Origin of the sequence: Methylobacterium sp. SyP6R (genome assembly GCF_019216885.1) — a bacterium.
Taxonomy (GTDB): Bacteria; Pseudomonadota; Alphaproteobacteria; order Rhizobiales; family Beijerinckiaceae; genus Methylobacterium.
On record NZ_JAAQRC020000001.1, the window covers coordinates 3,104,966 to 3,123,989 of the forward strand.

Annotated in this window: 17 protein-coding genes; 11 read left to right on the forward strand and 6 right to left on the reverse strand. The window is 70.6% G+C overall.

Features of this window, described 5'->3' with window-relative positions; genetic code table 11:
- Positions 1-24 precede the first annotated feature (24 nt).
- Complete coding sequence (queG, locus tag HBB12_RS14365; RefSeq protein ID WP_272913324.1) at positions 25-1,155, reverse strand: tRNA epoxyqueuosine(34) reductase QueG; 1,131 nt, start codon at positions 1,153-1,155, stop codon at positions 25-27.
- Positions 1,156-1,196: 41 nt separating this feature from the next.
- Complete coding sequence (locus HBB12_RS14370; protein ID WP_236989975.1) at positions 1,197-1,889, reverse strand: glutathione S-transferase family protein; 693 nt, start codon at positions 1,887-1,889, stop codon at positions 1,197-1,199.
- Between the two features lie 406 nt (positions 1,890-2,295).
- On the opposite strand from HBB12_RS14370, the gene HBB12_RS14375 reads away from it, so the two are divergent.
- From HBB12_RS14375 to HBB12_RS14405, 7 genes are all read left to right on the forward strand, one after another.
- Positions 2,296-3,099 carry an undecaprenyl-diphosphate phosphatase gene (locus HBB12_RS14375; protein ID WP_236989976.1) on the forward strand — a complete coding sequence of 268 codons (804 nt, stop codon included), beginning with the start codon at positions 2,296-2,298 and terminating at the stop codon, positions 3,097-3,099.
- 116 nt (positions 3,100-3,215) lie between these two features.
- Positions 3,216-5,045 carry a methylmalonyl-CoA mutase family protein gene (locus HBB12_RS14380; RefSeq protein ID WP_236989977.1) on the forward strand — a complete coding sequence of 610 codons (1,830 nt, stop codon included), beginning with the start codon at positions 3,216-3,218 and terminating at the stop codon, positions 5,043-5,045.
- 62 nt (positions 5,046-5,107) lie between these two features.
- On the forward strand, positions 5,108-5,560 hold the full coding sequence (locus tag HBB12_RS14385) for a DNA polymerase III subunit chi (protein ID WP_236992778.1): 453 nt from the start codon (positions 5,108-5,110) through the stop codon (positions 5,558-5,560).
- Positions 5,561-5,931: 371 nt separating this feature from the next.
- Positions 5,932-7,494: a S10 family peptidase gene (locus tag HBB12_RS14390; RefSeq protein ID WP_236989978.1), complete on the forward strand. Its 1,563-nt coding sequence runs from the start codon at positions 5,932-5,934 to the stop codon at positions 7,492-7,494.
- A 13-nt stretch (positions 7,495-7,507) separates the two neighbouring features.
- On the forward strand, positions 7,508-7,876 hold the full coding sequence (locus HBB12_RS14395) for a hypothetical protein (RefSeq protein ID WP_236989979.1): 369 nt from the start codon (positions 7,508-7,510) through the stop codon (positions 7,874-7,876).
- Positions 7,877-8,022: 146 nt separating this feature from the next.
- Entirely contained in the window at positions 8,023-9,120 is a 1,098-nt protein-coding gene (locus HBB12_RS14400; RefSeq protein ID WP_236989980.1) for an OpgC family protein, read from the forward strand.
- On the forward strand, positions 9,081-9,992 hold the full coding sequence (locus HBB12_RS14405) for an SGNH/GDSL hydrolase family protein (protein ID WP_236989981.1): 912 nt from the start codon (positions 9,081-9,083) through the stop codon (positions 9,990-9,992). Before HBB12_RS14400 ends, HBB12_RS14405 begins: the two co-directional genes overlap by 40 nt.
- Before the next feature lie 254 nt (positions 9,993-10,246).
- Here the strand turns inward: HBB12_RS14405 and HBB12_RS14410 are convergent, their stop codons facing one another.
- The 3 genes from HBB12_RS14410 to flhA form a co-directional block, all read right to left on the reverse strand.
- Positions 10,247-10,777, reverse strand: a complete 531-nt coding sequence (locus HBB12_RS14410) for a gamma carbonic anhydrase family protein (protein ID WP_236989982.1) — start codon at positions 10,775-10,777, stop codon at positions 10,247-10,249.
- A gap of 52 nt (positions 10,778-10,829) precedes the next feature.
- Positions 10,830-12,008 carry a Gfo/Idh/MocA family protein gene (locus tag HBB12_RS14415; RefSeq protein WP_236989983.1) on the reverse strand — a complete coding sequence of 393 codons (1,179 nt, stop codon included), beginning with the start codon at positions 12,006-12,008 and terminating at the stop codon, positions 10,830-10,832.
- 271 nt (positions 12,009-12,279) lie between these two features.
- Positions 12,280-14,412 carry a flagellar biosynthesis protein FlhA gene (gene flhA / locus HBB12_RS14420; RefSeq protein WP_236989984.1) on the reverse strand — a complete coding sequence of 711 codons (2,133 nt, stop codon included), beginning with the start codon at positions 14,410-14,412 and terminating at the stop codon, positions 12,280-12,282.
- Between the two features lie 326 nt (positions 14,413-14,738).
- Here flhA and HBB12_RS14425 point away from each other — a divergent pair, with 326 nt between their 5' ends.
- The 3 genes from HBB12_RS14425 (at position 14,739) to HBB12_RS14435 (ending at position 16,869) form a co-directional block, all read left to right on the forward strand.
- Positions 14,739-15,131, forward strand: coding sequence for a hypothetical protein (locus HBB12_RS14425; RefSeq protein ID WP_236989985.1), 393 nt, complete (start codon positions 14,739-14,741; stop codon positions 15,129-15,131).
- 49 nt (positions 15,132-15,180) lie between these two features.
- Positions 15,181-15,987 (forward strand): general stress protein, encoded by an 807-nt coding sequence (locus HBB12_RS14430; protein WP_236989986.1) that lies wholly within the window; start codon positions 15,181-15,183, stop codon positions 15,985-15,987.
- A gap of 261 nt (positions 15,988-16,248) precedes the next feature.
- Entirely contained in the window at positions 16,249-16,869 is a 621-nt protein-coding gene (locus HBB12_RS14435; protein WP_236989987.1) for a LysE family transporter, read from the forward strand.
- A gap of 10 nt (positions 16,870-16,879) precedes the next feature.
- Here HBB12_RS14435 and HBB12_RS14440 read toward each other — a convergent pair whose 3' ends face one another.
- Complete coding sequence (locus tag HBB12_RS14440) at positions 16,880-18,004, reverse strand: FUSC family protein (RefSeq protein WP_236989988.1); 1,125 nt, start codon at positions 18,002-18,004, stop codon at positions 16,880-16,882.
- 248 nt (positions 18,005-18,252) lie between these two features.
- On the opposite strand from HBB12_RS14440, the gene HBB12_RS14445 reads away from it, so the two are divergent.
- Positions 18,253-19,017, forward strand: coding sequence for a transporter substrate-binding domain-containing protein (locus HBB12_RS14445; RefSeq protein ID WP_236992779.1), 765 nt, complete (start codon positions 18,253-18,255; stop codon positions 19,015-19,017).
- Positions 19,018-19,024: the final 7 nt, after the last annotated feature.

Genomic DNA, 19,024 nt, shown 5'->3' on the forward strand with positions numbered 1-19,024 from the left:
CGCGCCCTGAAAGGATGTGCGGTCTTATGCAGGGCGCCGCCCTGCACCCGCCAGAGGGCTCGCCCTCTGGACACCCTGATTTTTCGCGAGCCGCCACTCGGCCAGCACGTCGGAATCGTGTTCGTCCGGGGGGGCGGCAGGGGGCAGGCGCCCGAGGCGGGCGAGCGCCCACACCGCCATGCCGCGCACCAGCGGCGAGGCATCCGCCAGCAGGCGCTCCGCCTCGCCGGCCAACCTTGAGTCCCCCGAATTGCCGATGGCGATCAGCACGTTGCGCAGGAAGCGGTCGCGCCCGGTGCGTTTGATCGGTGTGCCGGAGAACCGCACCCGGAAGGCGTCGCCGTCGAGCCGGGCCAGTTCCACCAGGGCAGGAGCCGCGAGCTCCGCGCGCGACGCCAGCCGCGCCTCGCGTGCGGCGGCCGCGAACTTGTTCCACGGGCAGACCGCCAGGCAATCGTCGCAGCCGAAGACCCTGTTGCCCATCGGCACCCGGAATTCCTCCGGGATCGGCCCCTCGTGCTCGATCGTCAGGTAGGCGAGGCAGCGCCGGGCATCGAGCTGGTAGGGGGCCGGGAAGGCGCCGGTCGGGCAGGCATCGAGGCAGCGGCGGCAGCGGCCGCAACGGTCGCCCTCGGGGGAATCCGGCGTGATCTCGGCCGTGGTGTAGATCGCCCCGAGCAGGAGCCAGTTGCCGAAGCCACGCGAGACGAGCACGCTGTGCTTGCCCTGCCAGCCGAGGCCGGACGCCGCCGCCAGCGGCTTCTCCATCACCGGCGCCGTATCGACGAAGACCTTGACCTTGGCGCCGGCCTTCGCCGCGAAGGCGCCGCCGAGCTCCTTCAGCTTGCCCTTGATCACGTCGTGATAGTCGCGCCGCCGGGCATAGACGGCGATCGATCCGCGCGACGGCTCGGCCAGGGCCGCCAGCGGGTCGCCGTCCGGCCCGGCATTGACCCCGAGCATCACGATGCTGCGCACGTCCGGCCAAAGCCGCGCCGGATCGGCCCGCTCGCCGGTGCGCTCCTCCATCCAGCCCATGCCGCCATGGTGGCCGGCGGCGAGCCAGGCGGAGAGGCGCTCGGGGAGCGCCGGCACCGCGTCGGGGCGGGTGACCGCCAGGGCATCGAAGCCCAGGGCCCGGGCGCGGGTCTCCAGGAAGGGGCGAAAAGCCTCGGGTGTCAGCAGGATGCGAGAGGTCAGAAGTCCAGATCCGCGTAATGATCGGCCGGCGCCATCCCGGCCACCCGGTCGGCGAGCAGGCTGCGGAAGGAGGGGCGCGACTTCACCCGCGCGTACCAGTTCCGGGCCATCTCGTCCTCGTCCCACGGCACGTCGCCGAGATAGTCGACGCAGGACAGGTGCGCCGCTGCGGCGAGGTCGGCATAGGTCAGCTGGCTGCCCGCCAGCCAGTTCCGCCGCGAGATCAGGTAGCCGATGTATTTCAGGTGGTAGCGCACGTTGCTGCGCGCCGCCCGGATCGCGTTCATGTCCGGCGGGCCGCCGCCGTACTGCGAGGTCATGAAGCGCTTGTGGATCTTCTCGGTGACGAGGTAGCCGGTCACCTCCTGGTCGAATTTCTGCAGGAACCAGTCGAGCAGGCGCCGCACCTCGACCCGGGCGGCGGGGGATTCCGGCAGGAGCCGCATCCCGCTCAAGCCGAGGCCCCGCGTCTCGTCGAGATATTCGGCGATGATGCTGCCGCCGGGTACCGCGAGCCCGCCCTCCTCGACCAGCACCGGGGTGGTGCCGGCGGGGTTCATCATCAAGAAGTCTTCCCGGCGCTCCCAGGGGCGCTCTTCGACGAGCTGGGGCTCCATGCCCATCTCGGCCATGATCAGGCGCACGAAGCGGGAATGCGGGCAGAACGGGGAGTGATGGAGCGTCGCCATGCGTGGCCGTTTCGCGCTTCGTCTGTCGGCTGGCCTGGAAGGTCGGCTCGCGGTGGGTCGTGCGTCTCCGAATTGACCCCCGCAGGATTAACGTCTGGTCACCGAGACACGGATATCTTTCGGCATCCTTAACACGGGTGACGGGTGCTGGTAACCGAGCCTCAACCGTGTCGGTGCGACACTCCGTCGAGAGGCCTAAACCTCCGGCACGCCCCTCACCACAGACTTGCCACAGAGGTGGAGCCGTACCGGTGCGCAAGACGCGGGCGCGGCCCGGGTCCCGTTCCCATCCCCGCCGGACGCGGTCGCCCGACCGCCCGCGCGCGACCACGAGAGCAGGCGACATGACGACGGCGACAGGACGAGCGGGCAGGCCCGCGGCGAATGCCCTGCGGGGAGCGCGGTGATGGACGTCGCCAGCATCGGCAAGGCCGTGGTGCTCGCCCTCGTCGAGGGAGCCACCGAGTTCATCCCGGTCTCCTCGACCGGGCACCAGCTCCTCGTCGGCCACTTCATCGGGTTCGAATCGCCCAACAACACCTTCGAGGTGCTGATCCAGCTCGGCGCCATCCTGGCGATCGTCAGCGTCTATTTCCGCCAGCTGCTCGACCTGCTGCGGCGCGGGCCCAGCGATCCGAACGCCCGCCGCTTCATCCTGGCGATCCTGATCGCGTTCCTGCCCGCCGCCATCATCGGCGGCCTGTTCTCGAAATACATCAAGTTCTACCTGTTCAACCCCTGGATCATCTGCTCGACCCTGGTCGCCGGCGGCCTCGTGCTCCTCGTCATCGACGAGACCGACCTCGAGCAGAAATACGACGACGTGCACCAGTTCTCGCTGCCGATGGCCCTGAAGATCGGCTTCTTCCAGTGCCTGGCGATGGTCCCCGGCGTGTCGCGTTCCGGCGCCACCATCGTCGGCGCGATGCTGATGGGCTCGGGCAAGCGCGCCGCCACCGAGTTCTCGTTCTACCTCGCCATGCCGACCATGGCCGGCGCCTTCGCCAAGGACCTGCTCGACAACTACAAGAACCTGTCGAAGGACGATGTCGGGCTGATCGCCATCGGCTTCGTGGTGGCGTTCGTGTCGGCGTTGTTCGTGGTCCGCAAGCTCCTCGACTACGTCTCCCGCCACGGGTTCTCGCTGTTCGCCTGGTGGCGCATCATCGTCGGCGCGGCGGGCTTTGCCGGGCTGATCGTGTTCGGCTGACGGGCAAGGGTGACGGGGAGGGCGCGTCGCTCGCGTTCGAGGGACCTCGACCAATGGCGTGTGGCGCGGTTATGTCCTGGCGTTAGGGAGAAGACCCCGCGCCACGAGGACCCGCCATGGACGATACGACGCTCGCCGCCGCGTTTCCGGCCGCCACGGAGGCGCAGTGGCGTGCCCTGGTCGACGGGGTGCTGAAGGGGGCCGATTTCGAGAAGCGGCTGGTGCGCCGCACCCCCGACGGCATCGCGGTTCAGCCGCTCTATCCGCCGGCCGAGGCCGCGCCCCAGCCCGGACGCGCCGCGCCGGGGCGCTGGCGGGTGAGCCAGCGGGTCGACCATCCGGATCCGGCCGAGGCCAATGCCCTGGCGCTGACCGACCTCGACGGCGGCGCCGACGCCCTGACCCTGGTGATGGCCGGCAGCCCCGCCGCCCGCGGCTTCGGCCTGCCCGGGCCCCAGGCCATCGCGGCGGCGCTCGACGGGGTGATGCTGCCGCTGATCGGCCTGCGGCTCGATGCCGGCGCCGCGGGGCCGGACGCCGCCCGGGCGCTCCTCGCCCTGGCCGAGGCCCGCGGCGACGACCTCGCCACCCTCGACATCGATCTCGGCCTCGATCCCATCGCCGTTCAGGCCGCCACCGGGGCGGCCCCGTCCTGGCCCGGCCTCGCCGACTTGCTGCGCGAGGTCGAGGCGGCGGGATTCACCGGCCGCGCCTTCCTGGCCGATGCCCGGCCCTTCCACGAGGCCGGCGCCAGCGAGGCGCTGGAACTGGCGGCCGTCCTGTCCGGGGCGCTCGCGACCCTGCGGGCCCTGGAGGCCGGCGGGTACGATCTGGAGCGCGCCCGCGCCGCCCTGGCCTTCCTGCTGGTGGCCGAATCCGACGAATTCCTGACGGTGGCGAAGGTCCGGGCCCTGCGCCGGCTCTGGGCCCGGATCGAGGAGGCTTGCGGGCTCGCGCCTGCGCCGATCCGCCTGCACGCCGAGACCGCTTGGCGCAGCACCACCCGGCGCGACCCCTGGGTCAACATGCTGCGCGCCACCGCCGCCGTCTTCTCCGCCGGCCTCGGCGGGGCCGATGCGGTGACGGTTTTGCCCTTCACCGCGGCTCTGGGCCTGCCCGATGCCTTCGCCCGCCGCTGCGCCCGCAACACCCAGCACGTCCTCCTCGACGAGGCCAATCTCTGGCGCGTCGCCGATCCGGCTGCCGGAGCCGGCGGCTTCGAGGTCCTGACCGACCAGCTCTGCGGTGAGGCCTGGGGGCTGTTCCAGGCGATCGAGCGGGACGGGGGCATTGCGAAGAGCCTGCGCTCGGGCGCGATGGCCGACCGCCTCGCCGCATTGCGAAAAACCCGCGACGCGGATCTCGCCACCCGCCGCCAGCCGATCACCGGCACCAGCGAGTTCCCGGACCTGCACGAGGCGCCCGTCGCGGTGCTGGTGCCCGCCCCGGCGGCGGAAGCGGTGTCGGAGGGTGCCCTGCCGTCCCGGCGCCTCGCCGAGCCCTTCGAGGCCCTGCGCGACACTTCCGATGCCATCCTCGCCCGCACGGGACGGCGCCCGCGGGTCTTCCTCGCCAATCTCGGGGCTCTCAGCGCCTTCAACACCCGCGCCACCTTCGCCCGCAACGCCTTCGAGGCCGGGGGCATCGAGGCGGTGACGAACGAAGGCTTTGCCGATCACGCCGCCCTGGCCGAGGCGTTCCGGGCGTCCGGCACGCCGATCGCCTGCCTGTGCTCCTCGGATGCGGTCTATGCCGAGGAGGCGGTGTCGGCGGCCGAGGCCCTGCGCGGAGCGGGTGCCACCACGCTGTTCCTCGCCGGCCGGCCCGGCGACCTCGAGCCCGCCTTGCGGGCGGCCGGCGTCGCTTACGACCTTTATGCCGGCTGCGACCTCGTGAAGCTGCTGGGCAGAGCGCAAGAGGCGGCGCAAGAGGCGGCGAAAGCCTGAGGCCGGACACCGCGCCCTGAGCCGGTGCCGTCCGGCCCGGGGCGCCCTATCTCGTGAGCACCGTGACCGAGATCCTGTTCTACCACATGCAGCGCCAGCCCCTGGAACAGGTGCTGCCGAGCCTCCTGGAGAAATCCCTGGAGCGGCAATGGCGCGTCGCCGTGCAGGCGACGAGCGAGGAGCGGCTCCAGGCCCTCGACGATCACCTCTGGGTCTTCTCGGAGGAGAGCTTTTTGCCCCACGGCACCGACCGCGACCCCGATTGCGCCACTCAGCCGGTGGTGCTGACCCTGCGCGACGCCAACCCGAACGGCGCCTCGATCCGCTTCCTGGTCGAGGGCGCGGCCCTGCCCGAGGATGCGGCCAGCTACCAGCGCATCTGCATCCTGTTCGACGGCACCGACCAGGACGCCCTGCTGCATGCCCGCGAGCAGTGGCGCGGCGCCAAGGAGGCCGGCCACAGCGTCGCCTACTGGCAGCAGGACGAGCGCGGCCGCTGGCAGAAGAAGGCGTGATGGCGGGTCTGCACACCGCGTGTTGTCACGATGAAGCGCGTCTCCGCTCCTCTGTACTGGCAGGGCTGTCCAGTGAAGGAAAAGGCGCGGGAATTCCCCTCTCCCCGCGGGCGGGGAGAGGCTTTCGTCCCCCTTGCCGGGGACGAAAGGAGCGCGAAGCGCGAGGGTGAGGGGGTGTCGACGGATGTGGCTCATCCGGAAACACCCCCTCACCCTCGCTTCGGCTTCGCCGTCGCTAGCTGCGTCTCCTGAACGGAGACACAGCCCTCTCCCCGCCCGCGGGGAGAGGAGAGACCCGCGCCCGACCTTTCGAAGGAAAGGGAGCGGTGAACTCAAAAAAAAGACAAGGCCCCCGCCCGCGAGGAGACGTCATGACCCGCATCACGACCCGGATCCTCGCCGCCGCGGCAGCCCTCTGTCTCGGAGCCGCGCCGCTCGTCGCGCAGCCTGCCCGCCAAGAGTCACGTCAAGAGTCACGTCAAGAGGCCCGTCAGGAGACCCGCCAGCCCGAAGGCCGGCGCCTGCCCCCCGACGCGACGACGCAGCACAGCCTGACCCTCTCCGACGGCCGCACCCTGAACTTCACGGCTTTCGCCGGCAGCCTGCCGCTGGTCGACGAATCCGGGAAACTCCAGGCCGAGATCGCGGTTACGGCCTTCACCCTGCCGGACCGGGAGGCCCGGACGCGGCCGGTCACCTTCGCGGTCAATGGCGGGCCGGGCGCGGCCTCGGCCTATCTCAACCTCGCGGCGGTCGGGCCGTGGCGCGTGCCCTTCGAGGGCACCAGCATCAGCCCCTCGATGGCGCCGGTGACGGTGCCGAACGACGAGACCTGGCTCGACTTCACCGACCTCGTCTTCATCGATCCCATCGGCACCGGCTACAGCCGCGCCGCCGGCGACGACGCGAAGCGCTATTACGGCGTCGAGAGCGACGCGGCCGTGCTGTCGGCGGTCATCGCCCGCTGGCTGCGCACCAACGACCGGCTCACCTCGCCGAAATTCTTCCTCGGCGAGAGCTATGGGGGGTTTCGCGGCCCGCTCGTCGCCCGCAAGCTCCAGGACGACGTCGGAATCGGCCTCTCCGGCCTGGTGTTGCTCTCGCCGGTGCTCGATTTCGGCTATCTCCAGCCGCCGCGGCATAACCCGCTGGGCGCGGTGACACGGCTGCCCTCGCTCGCTGCTGCCGGCCTGGAGAAGCGCGGCGAGACCCCCGACCCCGCCCGCATGGAGGCGGTGGAGGCCTATGCCACCGGCCCCTACCTCAGCGACCTCTTGCGTGGGCCTTCCGATCCGGCCGCCATCGACCGGATGACCGAACGCGTCGCCGCCCTGACCGGGCTCGATCCCGCCCTGGTGCGCCGCCAGGCCGGCCGCGTGGCGGGCGCCAGCTACCAGCGCGAGGCCGACCGCGATGCGGGCCGGGTGGCGAGCGCCTACGATACCGGCATCACCGGCTGGGACCCGGATCCGAGCGCGGCGCAAGGGCGCTTCGCCGATCCGATCCTCACCGCCATGCTGGCGCCGCTCACCAGCGCCGCCATCGACCTCACCACCCGCACGCTGAACTGGCGGGTGCCGAACCTGCGCTACGAACTCCTCAACAACGCGGTCAATGCCGGCTGGAACTGGGGCGGCGGCCGCTCTCCGCCGGAGGTGGTGAGCGACCTGCGCCAGGCGCTCTCCCTCGACGGCGACCTGCGGGTGCTCGTCGCCCACGGCTATACCGACCTCGTCACGCCCTACTTCGCCTCGAAGCTGATCCTCGATCAGATGCCGGCCTACGGCCGCGACCGGCGCCTCTCCCTGTCGGTCTATCCCGGCGGCCACATGTTCTATTTCCGCAAAGGCTCGCGGGCGGCCTTGCGCGGGGACGCGCTCCACCTCTACGAGACGGCCCTGGCGGCGCGGCGCAGCGCCGCCGAGGGACGATGACGGGCGGGGCACGATGCGGCGGACGGTGATCGGAATCGCCCTGATGGGTCTGGCACTGGCCGGGTGCAGCAGCACCGACCGCGCCGCCCCGCCGGTGAACCTGGCAAGCCCGCCGAAACCCGCCCCGCCGCCCGCCCCGAGCTGGGGGCCGGTGCTCGCCCAGGACGGCACCTGCACCGGCGCGGTCCCAGGCAACGCCACCGAGATCGCTCCCGGCATCGGCGAATGCGAGCTGGTGCGCCTCAAGGGCAAGCCGCCGACCGACGTGCTCGTCGGCGAGAGCGGCCGGGGCCAGCGCGAGGTGCAGGTGCTCTACACCGAGCCCGGCGCGAAGGAGCTGTACTTCTTCATCAACAACCGCCTCGACCGGATCGTGAAGTAGGGCAGGGCGATCACCGGACGACCGCCGCGCTCGGTACGCGGCGGTCTGCTCATGCGCTAAACCCAGCGATGCCCGACGCCACTCACTCGTTCGGAGGCGTCCGCAGTCAGGCTAGAGGACCACGAGCATGAGGGACCACGAGCATCATGCGTGAACCGAATGCGGTCGATTTCTGGCGCGGCATCGCCCTGGTCACGATCTTCATCAACCACATCCCGGGCAACACCTTCCAGAATTATACTTATTCCCAGTACGGGATCTCGGACGCGGCCGAGCTGTTCGTGTTCCTGGCCGGCTGGTCGATCGGCATCGCCACCCGCGGGCGCGACGGGGTGCCGGAGCCGGCGCTCCGCACGATCCTGCGGCTGCTCTCGCGCATGGTCGAGGTCTACCGGGCGCAGCTCGTCATCACGGCGATCGCGCTGGCGATGCTGGCGGGCGCGGCGCTCTATCTCGACAACCCGCTGCTGGTCGAATGGCACAATGCCGGTCCGGTCTTCAGCGACCCGATCCAGGCCACCGTCGGCTGGGTGACGCTGCTGCACCAGCTCGGCTTCTTCAACATCCTGCCGCTCTACGTCGTGCTGCTCGGTCTCGCCCCGGCCTTCGTGCTCCTGTCGCGGGTGCATCTCGGCCTGGCGATCGGGATCTCGGTCCTGCTCTATGCCGTGAGCCTGGTCTTCGAGATCAACATCCCGAGCTGGCCGGTAGAGGGGCACTGGTTCTTCAATCCGCTGTGCTGGCAATTGCTGCTGGTGCTCGGCTTCGCGGCGCATGAATGGCGGCGCAGCTCGGAGCGGTTCCTGGCCTGGCGCCGCCGGCTGATGCCGCTCGGCATCGTCATCGTGATCGTCGGCGCGGTCCTGTCCTGGTTCAACCTGCGGCCCGACCCCCTGGCGGTGCCGGAGCCCCGGCTCCTGTTCATCTTCGACAAATCCTACCTGTCGCCGGCCCGGCTGATCCACTTCCTCGGCGTCATGCTCGCCTTCCAGACGGTGTTCGGCCTGATCCAGCCGCGGGCCCGCTGGCTCGTCCGCCAGCTTGCGGGGCTCGGGCGCAACTCGCTCGCAGTGTTCTCGGTCGGTTCGGTCGCCAGCCTCGGTGCACAACTGATTCGGTTCTGGAGCGGGGGAGGTTTCGCGACCGACGTCTTTGTCGTAGGATGCGGATTGGCTTCCCTCTCCTTCACGGCATGGTTCGTCGAATGGCGCTCTCGCTCTCCCCGTCCCTCCTCGGCGGCGTGAGCCTCGCCCTGGTCTCCTGCCTCGCCTTTTCCGTTCAGGCCCAGTCGACGACGCCCCCGCCCGGGCAGGTTCAGCCGGCGCCGGCGCAAGCCCCCGCTCTAGCCGAGATCCCCGCGCTCCAGGCCACCGCGCCGAGTCCCGACGCGCCCGATCCCAGCCTCTCGCCCGAGTGCAGGGTGCCGGGATCGAAGCTCTACACCCTGGCCAAGCTCAAGGCGGTGAAGAAGGCCCTGCGCGAGCACCGGGCCGTGCAGGTGCTGACGATCGGCTCCAATTCCGGGGGGCTGGGCACCGCCGCCACCTACCCGGTGCGGCTCGAGGACGCGCTGACCCGCTCGCTCCCCGACATCGAGGTGACGGTGGAGAGCCGCGGCGTCTCCGGCGAGATCGCCTTCGGGGCAGCCGAGCGCCTGCGCAACCAGGTGGCCGAGATCGAGCCCGACCTCGTGGTCTGGCAGGTCGGCGGCAACGACGCCCTCGCCCGCGTCGACATCGAGGATTTCTCGCAATCGCTGGCCGAGACCGTGGCCTGGATCAAGTCGCACGGTATCGACGTGGTGCTGGTCGATCCCCAATACACCGCGAGCCTCGCCAAGGACGATTATTACCGCCAGTTCGTCCAGGCGATCCAGAAGGTTGCCGAGCGCGAGCAGGTGCCGCTGGTCCAGCGCTACGAGGCGATGCGCTACCTCGCCGGCCGGGCGATCAGCGCGCTCAAAGGGGGCGACACCGCCCAGTCCGGCGCCGGCTTCCGCCTGGCCGATCTCGGCTATCGCTGCATGGCCGAGCACGTCACCCGGGCGATCACCGTCTCGCTGCTCCAGCCGGACGCGGTCGCCGTGCCGGCGACGCCGCCGGTGCCGGCGAATTGAAAGGGCGTGGGCCAAAACACCATCTCCTACCCAGAACCTCATCCTGAGGTGTTAGTCGATTCAAGATCGACTAACCTTGAAGGAGGGCTCCAGAAATCTCACGTCTATCTGGAGCCCTCCTTCGAGGCTCGCTAAAGCTCGCACCTCAGGATGAGGTCGCGGATGGGATAAAAATTTTCTCCGCGGTGCCGATCGACCAATCAATCAGTCCCTCGGCGAACGAGGCACCAACCGCGACCAGTCGGAAAAAATCCTCAATCCACCCGCCGCAACCCCTGCGAAAAGCGCTTGGCATTGGCGACGTAGCGCTCGGCCGACGCCCGCAGACCCGCCACCGCCGCCTCGTCCAGCACCCGCACCGCCTTGGCCGGGGCGCCGACGATCAGGCTGTTGTCGGGAAACTCCTTGCCCTCGGTGACGAGCGCATTGGCGCCGACGAGACAGTTGCGGCCGATCCGGGCGCCGTTGAGGATCGTCGCCCCCATCCCGACCAGCGAATTGTCGCCGATCGTGCAGCCATGCACGATCGCGCCGTGCCCGACGGTGATGCCCTCGCCCAGGGTCAGCGGGAAGCCCGCATCGGTGTGGAGCACCGCGCCCTCCTGGATGTTGGTGCGGTCGCCGATCGCGATCGGCTCGTTGTCGCCGCGGATGACCGCGCCGAACCACACCCCGACCTCGCGGCCGAGCCGCACGCGGCCGATCACGTGGGCATCGGGCGCGATCCAGGCGCTGCCATCCTCCGGCAGAACCGGGCTGACGGTGTCGAGGGCGTAGAGCGGCATCGCGGGATCCTCTTCAGGTTCGCGCCTCCTTTCGCATGCCGTATCGGCGCCGTCAGCCCGAACACACCGTCGCCCGATCGCCCATCGCCAAATCCCCCTTCGCCCGATCCTCCATGGCCCACGGCATCGGCGCCACCGCGCCGGCCCGGGAGGCGATCACCTGGTGGCCGGTGCCGTTGCCGGCGTTCTGGATCGCCAGGGCCACCTCGGTGAGGTGCAGGGCGAGGTCGGCGTCGAGCCGGCTCGCACGCCCTTCCGCCCGCGCCGCCAGCATCTCCTGCGGCCCCAGCGCGAAGTTCATCGCCGTCGCCCCCTTGCGCCCGATCTTGGCGTGGGTAGGCCCCGCGACGCGCAGGCGGCGGGCGAGGGGGGAATCGATCAGGCGGCGGCGCACCACGTGCCGGCGACGCAGCCGGACGGGGGCGTCGTTCGACCAGCACTCGCCTACCTCCAGGATGCCCTCGTCGCCGAAGATGCGCAGGGAATGGTCGTGCGGCGCCACCACCGAACAGGTCAGGCGCGCCACCACCCCGCTCTCGAAGAACAGCGAGGCGCTGGCATAGGTCGGCGCCGCTCTCGTCCCATCGGCCAGCGTCAGGCTTAAGACCTCGGCCGAGGCCGCCGCGACCCGTGTCACCGAGCCGAACATCGCGATCAGCCAGGTCAGGTAGTAGCCGGCATGCTGGAGGGCGCAGCCCACCGCCAGCTCGTCCTGCACCGGCCAGGGCGCGCCGGATTCGCTGCGCCAGGTCTCGTGCGGCGCGCGGATCAGGAAGCCGTCGTCGATCTCGGCATAGACGAGACGGGGCGTGCCGATGACCCGCTCGCGCAGGGCCTTCCAGACGATCTGGGCGCTCTCGCCGAGCGCGCTGCACGGCGCCGAGGCCAGCATCACGCCGCGCTCGGTCGCCACCCGGTGGAGGTGGCGCGCATCGTCGAGCCGGGTCGCCAGCGGCTTTTCCGAGTAGACCGCCAGCCCCGCCTCCAGGCAGGCGAGGCTCACGGCGTAGTGCGAGCCCGGATTGGTCAGGTTGAGGATCAGGTCCGGCCGCCGGCCGATCAGATCGTCGAGGCTCGCGGCCTCCGGGACGTGCCAGTACTGGCCGAAGGCGTGCAGCCGGTCCCGATCGATGTCCCAGGCCCCGGCTATCGTCACCTCCGGCAGGGTCGCCAGGGAGCGCATGTAGTAATCGGCCACGAATCCCGTGCCGACGATGCCGATGCTCGCCACCTGACCTGCTCCCCGTTTCCGTCTTGCGCCGCGAAGGCTAGACCAGGGGGCGGCCCATCGAACCGGCGCAAAGGGCCGAGGAGCAGGTCGCACTCCAGGGGAGGATTAAGTCGTGACCTACCGCTTTCGGAGACGCGGCCCGGTATCGGTCGTGGATCGACGCGGACAGAATTGAACGATTCGAATCTACGTCGGGGTGGGGCCGAGCGCGGCAAGTCGAGGCGACGGCCTCGCCGCATGGGAATGTCGGCGAGACCTTCCGGTCGCCTCGTCAGACCGAGCCGACGGTCTTCAGCCGCGCCCGCGGGTGGATCTCGGCCTGGCTCATCACCGGGGTCTCGCGGCGGAAGCGCTCGATGATCGAGCGCACGAAGGGCCGGGCCTGGACCGAGGTGACGAGGACCGGCATCTCGCCGAGGCGCGCCGCTTCCTCGAACCGGTCGCGCACCGTGGTGACGAAATCCGACAGCTTGGAGGGCTGCATCGCCAGGTGGCGCTCGTCGCCGTGGCCGACGATCGCCTCCATGAAGGCGGTCTCCCAGGCCGGCGACAGGGTGATGATCGGCAGGACGCCGCCCGGCCCCTGGTACTGGGCGCAGATCTGGCGGCCGAGGCGGGCGCGGACGTGCTCGACGATGTCGCGCGGGTTCTTGATGTGGCCGGAAACCTCGGCGATGCCCTCGACGATGGTGCCGAGGTCGCGGATCGAGACCCGCTCGGAGAGCAGGTATTGCAGCACCCGCTGGATCCCCGTGGTGGCGATCTGGGCCGGCACGATCTCCTTGATGAGCTCGCCGTGCTCCTTCGGCAGCTCCTTCAGGAGCTTGTGCACCTCGACGTGGTTGAGGAGGTCGGAGACGTGGGCCTTGATCACCTCGGTGAGGTGGGTCGAGACCACGGTCGCGGCATCGACCACGGTGTAGCCCTTGAGCTGGGCCTCGTCGCGCAACGAGGCGTCGACCCAGGTCGCCGGCAGGCCGAAGGTCGGCTCCATCAGGTGCTGGCCGGGGAGCTGCACCTGGCCGCCCATCGGGTCCATCGCCATGAACTGTCCCGGGAAGACCTGGCCGGTCCCGGCCTCGATCTCCTTGACCCGCACCACGTAGGTGTTGGCGTCGAGCTGGACGTTGTCGAGGATGCGCACCGAGGGCATCACGAAGCCGAGCTCGGCGGCGAGCTGCCGGCGCAGGGCCCGGATCTGGTCGGTGAGCCGGTCCTGGCCCTCCGGCCCGTTGACGAGGGCAAGCAGCGCATAGCCCATCTCGAGCTTCAGGTCGTCGAGCTTGAGAAGGTCGGCCGCGGTGTCTTCCTTGGGCTGGGCCCCGGACCCGGTCACGGCCCCGTCGACCGTCACGGCGCCGCCGGGCGCGTCCTCGTCCACGGGCTTCGGCAGCAACGCGATGCGGCGGGCGAGGTAGGCGGCCCCGAGCCCGAGGGTCACGAAGGGCAGCATCGGGATGCCGGGCAGGAACCCGATCAGCAGCATCACGCCGGCCGACATGCCGAGCGCCTTGGGGTAGTTGGCGATCTGACGACCCAGCGCCCGGCCGGCGGCACCGCGCACGCCGGCCTTGGAGACGAGGAGGCCGGCCGCCGTCGAGACGATCAGCGCGGGGACCTGGCTGACGAGGCCGTCGCCGACGGTGAGCAGGGTGTAGGTCTTGCCGGCCTCGGCGAAGGTCAGGCCCTGCTGGGCGACGCCGATGATGATGCCGCCCACCACGTTGATGAAGGTGATGAGCAAAGCCGCGATCGCGTCGCCGCGGACGAATTTCGACGCGCCGTCCATGGCGCCGAAGAACGAGGATTCGTCCTCGAGCGACTGGCGGCGGGTCCGGGCGGTCTTCTCGTCGATGAGTCCCGCCGAGAGGTCGGCGTCGATCGCCATCTGCTTGCCGGGCATCGCGTCGAGGGAGAAGCGCGCCGCGACCTCCGCGATGCGCCCCGAGCCCTTGGTGATGACGACGAAGTTCACGATGATCAGGATCGCGAAGACGATGATCCCGATCAGGAAGTTGCCGCCCATCACGAAATGCCCGAAGGCCTCGATGACGTGGCCCGCCGCCGCCGTGCCCTCGTGGCCGTGGCCGAGGATCAGCCGCGTCGAGGCGAGGTTGAGCGCCAGCCGCAGCATCGTGGTGATGAGCAGCACCGTCGGGAAGACCGTGAATTCGAGCGGGTTCTCGATGAACAGGCCAGTCATCAGGATCAGGACCGACAGGATGATCGAGACCGCCAGCAACAGGTCGAGCAGCAGGGCCGGCAGCGGGAAGATCAGCACCGTCAGGATGGCGAGCACCGAGACGGCGAGCACGATGTCGCTGCGGCGCGCCAGCGCCATCAGGTCCGCCCGCGTCGGCAGGACGAAGATGCGGCCCGCGCCGAGTGCCCCGGTCTCGCTCATCGAAGATCCACCTTCCCGTCGACCCGGCAATTCCTGCCGGGTCCATGGTTAGGGAAGGGTTAACGCGACCATGCGGGTCGTGCGGGCGCCTCGTGACGGCGCACGATGAACGTCTGTCCAGTTTCGAACGGGAACAATTTTCGCGTTCCAGTTTTGTGCGCCGCAGCACAAGCGAAAGACGAAGGCTCCGAGGCTGACGGTCAAGCTGAATACGAAATATTTTGAAATCCGGGTAATGCCCGAGGTTCAACGTTCCTCCTGCGGAACCAAGACGCCCTGCAACGATTGAGAAGGCATCGATCGCTCAGACAAGGTTCGAGGAGATCATGCGCAAGACCCTCATCACCCTCGCGGCTCTCGGCATGCTCGGGGCCGGCGCGGCCCAGGCCCAGACCACGGTGACGGGCGATCCGGCCCGCGACGCCAAGCCCAGCACCCACTCGCAGGGCCAGGAGGCGGTGACCCGGCCCAACACCGACATGATGGACAAGACCAATCCGGGTACCACCGGGACGGTCGCCACCAACGCCAAGCTCGAACCCGGCGCCAACAGCTTCACCGAGGCCCAGGCCCGCAGCCGCATGGAGCAGGCCGGCTTCAAGAACGTGACGGATCTCAAGAAGGACGATCAGGGCATCTGGCGCGGCCAGGCGATGCAGTCCGGCAACACCGTGATGGTCGGCCTCGACTTCAAAGGCAACGTCTCGACAGCCCGCTGAAGCCAGCGACTTTTCGCATCCCGACACTCCCAGCATGAGGAGGACGCCCATGGCGACCCGTACCATCTCGGCCCTGTTCGACAGCTACGACGAGGCCTCCGCGGCCGTACGCAAGGTGGAGGCGGCCGGCGTGCCGCATTCCGACATTAGCATCGTCGCCAACAACCAGGACGAGCGCTATTCCAGCCATCTCGGCAAGCGCGACACGACGACGACCACCGGCGAGACCGCGCACGACGCCTCGAACGGCGCCGGGGCCGGCGCGTCGATCGGCACCGTGCTCGGCGGCGGTGCCGGCCTGCTCACCGGCCTCGGCCTCCTCGCGATCCCGGGCGTCGGCCCGGTGGTCGCCGCGGGCTGGCTCGTCGCCACGCTCGCCGGTGCCGGCGTCGGCGCCGCGGCGGGCGGCCTGATCGGTTCGCTCACCGGGGCTGGCCTCAGCGAGGAGCAGGCCCATACCTACGCCGAGGGCGTGCGCCGTGGCGGCACCCTGGTGACCGTGCGGGCGGACGACGCCCATGCCGACCGGGTCCACGGCATCCTGAAGGAGCACGGCTCGGTCGACATGGACGACCGCACCCGCGGCTGGCGCCAGGAGGGCTGGACCGGCCGTCATGACGAGACAGCCCCTTCGCTGACCAACCCGGCCGCGGTGGCCGGCGGCTCGTCGGCGGTGGGTGCTGCCGGCAGCACCACCACCGGCCTCAATACCGGCGGCATGCCCTTCGCGGCCGGCGCCGCGCCGACCACCCAGACCGTCGATCCCGGCCTGCCCGGCACCACCCGTGAGCGCCAGCTCGGCATCGAGGACGAACTGCCTCCGGTCCGCCAGCCGATGGGCACCGAGCGGCGCTGAGCGCCGATCCATCGACGTGACGAGGCGGCGGCAGGGGCGACCCTGCCGCCGCTTCCTTTTGCGCGTGTCCGGTGCGCCGGATTGTCCGTCGACTGTCGCGGAGGCGAGGCGGCACGGCGTCGACTGATGGAAAACTTGCCGTCGACATCGCTGAACTGTGCGCCGGCGCACCTCGCCTCCTTCACTCGAATGACGCGCACCATCCGGTTTTGGCATCTTTATGGACTCCTGACGGCGCGGCTCGCGCCGGGGGGATGCCGGATGTTCGACGCCGATGCGTGGCCGGCCCTGCTGGGGCCGCTCTTCACCGCCTATGCCCCGGTCCTCGCCGCCCCCGGTCCCAACCTGCTGGTGGTGCTGCGGGCGAGCGTCGCAGGCTCCGGGCGCGGCCCGGTCGTCGCCGCCCTCGGCGTGGCCTGCGGCGCCGGCCTGGCGGCGGCGATCGCCGGGCTCGGCGTCTCGCTGCTGCCGGCCGGCAGGCTCCTCACTGGCCTCGGCACCGCCCTGTTCGCGCTCCTGATGCTGCGCGCCGCCTACCGCCTGGCGAGCGGCCGGGCCGGCCTCCCCGACGATCCGGCCCGGTACTCGCGCGGGCGGGATGCCGGCACCTTCGCCCTCGGCCTCGGGGCGGCGATGACCAATCCGGTGAGCCTCGCCTTCTTCGCCGGCTTCTTCCTCGCCCATCCGGACCGGGCGGCGGTGCCGGTGGCGGGGGCGGCGGTGTTCTGCATGGCGGCGACGTGGTTCGGCCTCGTCGGCCTCGTCCTCGCGCGGCCCTCCTGCCGGGCGCGCCTCGCCGGCACCGGGCGCCCCGCGCGCCTCGTCCTGGCGGCGCTCCTCGTGGCCTGCGCCGCGCTCGCCGTGTGGCGTGCGCTGGCCTGACGCCGGTCGCTCACCCCTCGCCGCGGGCTTGCAGCCCCGAAAAATCCGTCGCCCGTTCGGCGAGGTCGTCGAGGTTGCGTCGCAACTGCTCGAGGCTGAAGGCGAGCCAGAAGATGCGGCCGACGGCGTCGGTGGAGAGGGTGCGGGTCACCTGGCGCCGGCGCATGCCGTCGATGGCGTCGCGGTAGCCGGCGATCGCCGCCGAAAGCGTCGTGTCGTCGCCGGCGGGCCGGCTTCCCGCCGCGAGCGCATCGGCGAGACCGCGCAGGCGCTCCGCCGCCGCCCGGGCGGCCTCGCCCCAGGCTTCGGCGAGATGGATCCGCAGCACGTCCGCATCGGCCTCCGCGATGGCGCGGCGCAGGAGCACGAGGTCGTGGCGCAGGCGCATCAGGGTGCGCAGCAGCGGGTCCGGATCGGGGGCGGCCGAGAGCCGGCTGCGGCGCTCGCGGGCGGCCTCGCCCGCCAGGGTCTCGAGGCGCGCGAGTGCCCGGCGCACGGCCGGCGGCAGGGCCTTCACCTCCGGCGTCTCCTCGGCGTCGAGGCGCGCGAGCGCCGCGAGCTGGTCGGCGAGCAGGCCGGCGAGGCGTCCGGCCTGGCCCGTCACCGCCCGCGCCGCCCGGGCCGGCGCCACCAGGAGTGAGACCCCGAGGCCGACGACGCAGCCGAGGCCGATCTCGAAGATCCGGTCGAGGGCGAAGGCGAGGGGGCCCAGCGTCGAGCCGGTGGTGGAGAGCAGCACGATGATCGCGGTGATCGGCGCGATCCGGAAACCGGCCGAGACCGTCGCCGCGAAGGTCAGCGGCGCCACCGCCACGAACAGGGCCGCGAAGGTCGAGGCGCCGCCGTGATGCGGGATCGCGAAGGCGACTGCGCCGCCGTAGCAGGCGCCGATGACCGAGCCGAGGAAGCGGTCGAACGCCGCCTTGAGCGAGCCGCCGACGCTGCTCTGGGTGACGATGAGCGCGGTGATGACCGCCCAGTAGCCCTGCGGCAATCCGAGAGCTTCGGCGAGCGCGAAGGTCGCGAGGCTCGCGACGGTCATCCGCACGGCTTGCGTCAGGCGCGGCCGCTGGCGGTCGAAGGCGCGCCGCAGGTTCGTCGGTGCCCGCCGCAGGCTGTCCGGGAGAAAGGCCATGGCGGCGAGGAAGCCGGTGCGGGCCGCCGAGTCAATGGCCGAGCCGATGGCGCAAGAGCGGCCGCCGGTTTCGCGGCGGACATCCGCGACCGGACACGATCCTGAGTGGACGACGCGTTGGCCTGCCGACGCAAGTCTGCGTAGGGTTCGTTTTGCGTCGGGACGGCCGTCATCCGGGCTTTACCGGAGTCGTGCGATGTCCCTACGAGAGATGAGCGAGCCACGACGCGAGGATCAGGGCGGTGACGATGCGCAAGATCGCGGGTTTAGTCGGGATGATGGCCATGCTCTCGACCGTGCAGGCTGAGGCGCGCTCTCTGTCCGCGATCAAGCAGGACGGCACGCTGCGGGTCGGGCTGACCGGCGACTACGCGCCCTATTCGGTGCGCCTGCCCGATGGCGGCATCAAGGGCGCCGACGTGACCATGGCGGGCGAGCTCGCCCGTGCGCTGGGCGTCAAGGTCGAGATCGTGCCGACGACCTGGAAGACCCTGAAGGACGATCTCCTCGCCGACCGCTACGACGTCGCCATGGGGGGCGTCAGCGTCACCCCCGACCGGGCGTCGGTGGCCGATTTCTCGATTCCCGTCCTGACCGACGGCAAGCGTCCGATCGTGCGCTGCGCCGACAAGGACCGCTACGTCTCCGTCAAGGACATCGACAAGCCCGAGGTCCGCGTCGTGGTCAATCCCGGCGGCACCAACCAGCGCTTCGCCGATGCCAACTTCCCGCACGCCTCGGTGCGGGTGTTTCCGGACAACCGCGCCATCTTCAAGGAGGTGGCCGAGGGCCGGGCCGACCTGATGGTGACCGACGGTGCCGAGGTCGATTACCAGGCGCGGCGCCATCCCGGCGTGCTCTGCCCGGCCGCCGTGCCGGGCACCTTCGACAAGGCCGACAAGGCCTACTGGATGACCCGCGACCCGGCGCTGAAGGCCGCCGTCGATGCGTGGCTGGGACAGACGCTGAAGAGCGGCGCCTACGGCAAGGCGCTGGCGAAGGCGGCGGAATAAGACGGCG

What these genes read in the sequence shown, in the direction of transcription:
- HBB12_RS14405 (WP_236989981.1), top strand. Translation starts at nt 9,081, where the DNA reads ATGGCGCTCTCGCTCTCCCCGTCCCTCCTCGGCGGCGTGAGCCTCGCC.
- HBB12_RS14435 (WP_236989987.1), top strand. Translation starts at nt 16,249, where the DNA reads ATGTTCGACGCCGATGCGTGGCCGGCCCTGCTGGGGCCGCTCTTCACC.
- HBB12_RS14390 (WP_236989978.1), top strand. Translation starts at nt 5,932, where the DNA reads ATGACCCGCATCACGACCCGGATCCTCGCCGCCGCGGCAGCCCTCTGT.
- flhA (WP_236989984.1), bottom strand. Translation starts at nt 14,412, where the DNA reads ATGAGCGAGACCGGGGCACTCGGCGCGGGCCGCATCTTCGTCCTGCCG.
- HBB12_RS14445 (WP_236992779.1), top strand. Translation starts at nt 18,253, where the DNA reads ATGCGCAAGATCGCGGGTTTAGTCGGGATGATGGCCATGCTCTCGACC.
- HBB12_RS14395 (WP_236989979.1), top strand. Translation starts at nt 7,508, where the DNA reads ATGCGGCGGACGGTGATCGGAATCGCCCTGATGGGTCTGGCACTGGCC.
- HBB12_RS14370 (WP_236989975.1), bottom strand. Translation starts at nt 1,889, where the DNA reads ATGGCGACGCTCCATCACTCCCCGTTCTGCCCGCATTCCCGCTTCGTG.
- HBB12_RS14425 (WP_236989985.1), top strand. Translation starts at nt 14,739, where the DNA reads ATGCGCAAGACCCTCATCACCCTCGCGGCTCTCGGCATGCTCGGGGCC.
- HBB12_RS14440 (WP_236989988.1), bottom strand. Translation starts at nt 18,004, where the DNA reads ATGGCCTTTCTCCCGGACAGCCTGCGGCGGGCACCGACGAACCTGCGG.
- HBB12_RS14375 (WP_236989976.1), top strand. Translation starts at nt 2,296, where the DNA reads ATGGACGTCGCCAGCATCGGCAAGGCCGTGGTGCTCGCCCTCGTCGAG.
- HBB12_RS14430 (WP_236989986.1), top strand. Translation starts at nt 15,181, where the DNA reads ATGGCGACCCGTACCATCTCGGCCCTGTTCGACAGCTACGACGAGGCC.
- HBB12_RS14380 (WP_236989977.1), top strand. Translation starts at nt 3,216, where the DNA reads ATGGACGATACGACGCTCGCCGCCGCGTTTCCGGCCGCCACGGAGGCG.
- HBB12_RS14400 (WP_236989980.1), top strand. Translation starts at nt 8,023, where the DNA reads ATGCGTGAACCGAATGCGGTCGATTTCTGGCGCGGCATCGCCCTGGTC.
- HBB12_RS14410 (WP_236989982.1), bottom strand. Translation starts at nt 10,777, where the DNA reads ATGCCGCTCTACGCCCTCGACACCGTCAGCCCGGTTCTGCCGGAGGAT.